Below are 3,543 nucleotides of genomic sequence, written 5' to 3'. Positions count from 1 at the left end.
AATACGTTTTACCTCTAACGTGAGGACCGTAAATTCCATCTGTTACACCAAGTTTATGCAATAGAACCTTGAGCAACGGGGGTATAGTCACTTCTTCCTCTTCCTACAAATCCTCCACCAACTCAAGCTTTGCTCGTGCGGTTGGAGAGTTTTGTCGATATGCAACCTCGTTTAGCCGCCCGTAGCCGTAGGTAACTTACCTCGCGTCTTTTTATTTCAAAATAAAAGGGACAGCTCTTTTGAATTCTTCAAATATGTCTGCGTATTGACTCAGTTTCTTCCCCACAACACGTCCTCTATAATCAATCTTATACCTAATAACATTTAAAGTATCAACTTTGTTAAGGGATGTGTCTTGGTAGAGATAAGTTTGTTCTCACATCGATAAAGTTACGATTAAAAATATACTTAATCTCCATTTTTCCACCTGCACCATATACGTATACAGTACTCTCTTTTATCTTTCCCCCTTTGTACAACACATGTGTTTCTGCACCTTCCGAGGAAAGGTTGTCTATGTCATAAGTAATTATTGTATCATGTCTATTGTTTATTGGCGTCATTTTTTTATTATAATTACAAGAACTAATTGTTAAGAGAACGATGAAGAATGCAAAATATTTCATTATTGTTTTGAATTTAAGATAGGTAAACTTTTATTGCCGTTCAAGAGAATACGCTATTTAAGTATTTGTGCATAAGTAAAAATTGCCTCCTATATTTGTTCCCCAATATAGAACCTATTGTTCTTTCCTGCCTTTTCATTAGTCTTTACATGCTTTTCCATGTATATTTTAGGAGATTTTGCCATACTAAATGAAGGAGACTGGCTAACAACAATAGATGTTGCATGCTATTCTCTACATTTCACCCATTGCTCACCAAACAGCTGTAAATCATAGAAACACGTACAGGCCTCTTCATAGAAGTCGATAACTAATTTATTGCTTGCACTTTTATCATAAAGCACAATTAACCCACTATGTTCATCGTTAAATTCAAAATCAGAATTGAAGAGACTTATCCGTTCTATCATGACAAGCCCACACATATCGGAATACCCTATTGACATATAAACAGGAGCAGAATATACTAATTGAATCTTTGTGATAACACTTTTAAGTATTTCTTTTTGAGTAAATAATATATTTCTACATTCCCAATAATCCATTTTAAACAGGAGCTTTTCATGATTATCCATAATACTTTTTGATGTAATGTCAGATTCTTCAAGATTTAATATTCTGAACTTATTATTGGTGATAAGTCTTGATAATTCCGTTAAATACTCCGCCATATACCTTTTTCCTGCGTTTTTACGCAAAAGAAATTGTAGTCTACTATTATTCATGATAATTTACTTTATACTTATTGTTTTCAAACTTTGCACGATTGTAGCGGTTATGCTGCACTTGCCTACACTGGGTTTACTTACCACGCATTTGTTGCCGATAAATAAAAGAAGATGAAGCCTTCTATTCATTTTTACCACACACGAATGTTTTGAAAACGCCTATTACTAACAACCATGCTGTTCTCATTTTAGTGATAATAGTTTCACTCTGTATTTTTTTATTTTATATCGATGGTATAATATCTCACCATCCATATCTATCATTAGGGTATCACCCTCCATTCTTATCATTTTTATTCTATACCCTTTACATACTAAGACGGAATCATTATTCATAATATAATAAACGCTATATGGATATTCTTGATCAATAACACCAATCTGTGTAATCAAGGCAAACTTTCCACTATCAACATCTACGCACTCGCTTTCTTTGTTTCGAGGAGCAAAATTAGGAAAGCAACAGTTCAGCAAGAATAACATCATAAAAGATGTTGCTGTTCTATTTATAAATTTTCCCATAATATCCATAGTAAATGTCAGTCGGTTAAGTTCGCCGTAGGCGTACATGTGGCTGAATGCACCGCCCTGTGGATTCTCATTCTTTTCCTTGTTGGCTCGGGGCCATCCATACGGCCAGACTCTCCGAGTCCTTTCGGTATCCGCCACTTTTACGAGCCTGTAACACTGCCCTACTTGAAACTGGCGATTATCACCCTTTTTCACTTACGTATTACTTTTGTTAAAACATCTTTGGCTTTCCACCTTTTTTTAACATGAGATTAACTCTATCTCTAAACTCTTTATTTACTTCATATATCTTTCCATTATGATATAAATAGAACATTCCCCAATAGTATGAATCCCAAAATTGATCATTCAAAAACACTATAACTTTTGCTCGAACGTCTATTTCGGGAAGTCTCTCTCCCTCTTTCACTTTCGTTTCTTTAAGAGATGATATTACATCCATAAATTCAACACATTCAGCATGAGATACCACCATCACACTATCAAGTGAACCTTCAATCATCCCTTTATCAAAGAAATCTGGTGTAATGCTAATAATGGTGCTAAGGCAGGCGTTGGCATAAATAATCTTGAACTTCATATTACAAGCTTCCAAAGTATTAAAACCAAGTAGCCATATTCCAAACACTGCAATAAATTTAATACGATTCATTATTTTTTTTGTTATCATTTGTTGACTTTACATTCTTGGGGTAAGAAGCAGGTACAACTACTTCACCTAAAGAAAAAGGGTTATTTGGCTTTTTCCCATCTTTTGCTTCTGTTGTCATTACGGATTTTGTAATATGGGGTATGCCTAAGTGTCCTGCACGTGGAACTTCATACTGCACCTCGGAAAAACGAGCAAGCTCCTCTTTCCGAGGCGCAGCATGAAGTCGGTTTAGCCAGCGATAAGACCTTGTGGCGCGCCGTTGACATGCACACCCTCCTATTCGCCGTGGCTCTTAATTATTCGTTCGTCCGTTTGTTTTTATTTCTCTGCTTATATTGGACTACAAAGATAACAAACAATATGGCACTTAATACAAACCATACAAGATTTATTATTGTTGACATATTTACTATTTCATATACTCGGTTTATAACTGCCACATTATCTATTGTTTCTATCTCATATTTCAATGCTACATACTGATCGCAAATTGAAATACCATATATTACAAACCAAATGCCAAAAACGGCAATATATATCAATATTAATTTTTTCATATTTATCTATTATAATCTTGACTACTACTTTTGCTGCCACTTCCGAATGAGCCTGAATTATTTTCACTTGAAGAAGTTCCACTAATTGAACGATTGACGCTAGATTCTACACTAGAACCTGCCATACCTGAACTCGAACCCATACTTCCTCTACCTGCCCGTGACGACGTTCGCGCCATGACCGTAGGCGTTTTGGAATTTGCCTGCACCGATTTTGGAGGCTAAGCGCGTAACGCTGAGTATGGGTGCGGGGTATATGGTGTAGTCCTCCGTTTCGTGGAACTTCAGTGCAAGCCAAGCGAAAAAGGAGCTTGTTCGTTTTTCCGAGGCGCAGTCAGAGATGAGGCCTTGCGGTGCACAGTTAGTTCCATACAGCTCACGAATCGAGCGCTAAAATACAAAATCTTCTTATCGTTCCTAGATGTCATGAACTTCCAAAATCTGCTTTC

6 protein-coding genes are annotated in these 3,543 nt (G+C 36.3%); all 6 read right to left on the bottom strand.

From position 1 onward, the window contains the following. Positions 1-341 precede the first annotated feature (341 nt). On the bottom strand, positions 342-626 hold the full coding sequence (locus HMPREF0670_RS00770) for a hypothetical protein (protein WP_044077548.1): 285 nt from the start codon (positions 624-626) through the stop codon (positions 342-344). Positions 627-853: 227 nt separating this feature from the next. Continuing rightward, positions 854-1,351: a hypothetical protein gene (locus HMPREF0670_RS00765; RefSeq protein WP_232213832.1), complete on the bottom strand. Its 498-nt coding sequence runs from the start codon at positions 1,349-1,351 to the stop codon at positions 854-856. Positions 1,352-1,537: 186 nt separating this feature from the next. Beyond that, positions 1,538-1,876 carry a hypothetical protein gene (locus HMPREF0670_RS16095; protein WP_157579510.1) on the bottom strand — a complete coding sequence of 113 codons (339 nt, stop codon included), beginning with the start codon at positions 1,874-1,876 and terminating at the stop codon, positions 1,538-1,540. Between the two features lie 220 nt (positions 1,877-2,096). Continuing rightward, positions 2,097-2,537 carry a hypothetical protein gene (locus tag HMPREF0670_RS00755; protein WP_009229252.1) on the bottom strand — a complete coding sequence of 147 codons (441 nt, stop codon included), beginning with the start codon at positions 2,535-2,537 and terminating at the stop codon, positions 2,097-2,099. Then, positions 2,524-2,655: a hypothetical protein gene (locus tag HMPREF0670_RS17410; RefSeq protein ID WP_255346252.1), complete on the bottom strand. Its 132-nt coding sequence runs from the start codon at positions 2,653-2,655 to the stop codon at positions 2,524-2,526. Before HMPREF0670_RS17410 ends, HMPREF0670_RS00755 begins: the two co-directional genes overlap by 14 nt. Before the next feature lie 178 nt (positions 2,656-2,833). Beyond that, positions 2,834-3,094, bottom strand: coding sequence for a hypothetical protein (locus HMPREF0670_RS00750; protein WP_044077547.1), 261 nt, complete (start codon positions 3,092-3,094; stop codon positions 2,834-2,836). Positions 3,095-3,543 lie beyond the last annotated feature (449 nt).

The sequence above is a fragment of the Prevotella sp. oral taxon 317 str. F0108 genome, from assembly GCF_000162415.1.
Classification (GTDB): Bacteria; Bacteroidota; Bacteroidia; order Bacteroidales; family Bacteroidaceae; genus Prevotella; species Prevotella conceptionensis.
The sequence above is the reverse complement of the archived record's forward strand: the minus strand, read 5'-3'. Positions and strand labels throughout refer to the sequence as shown.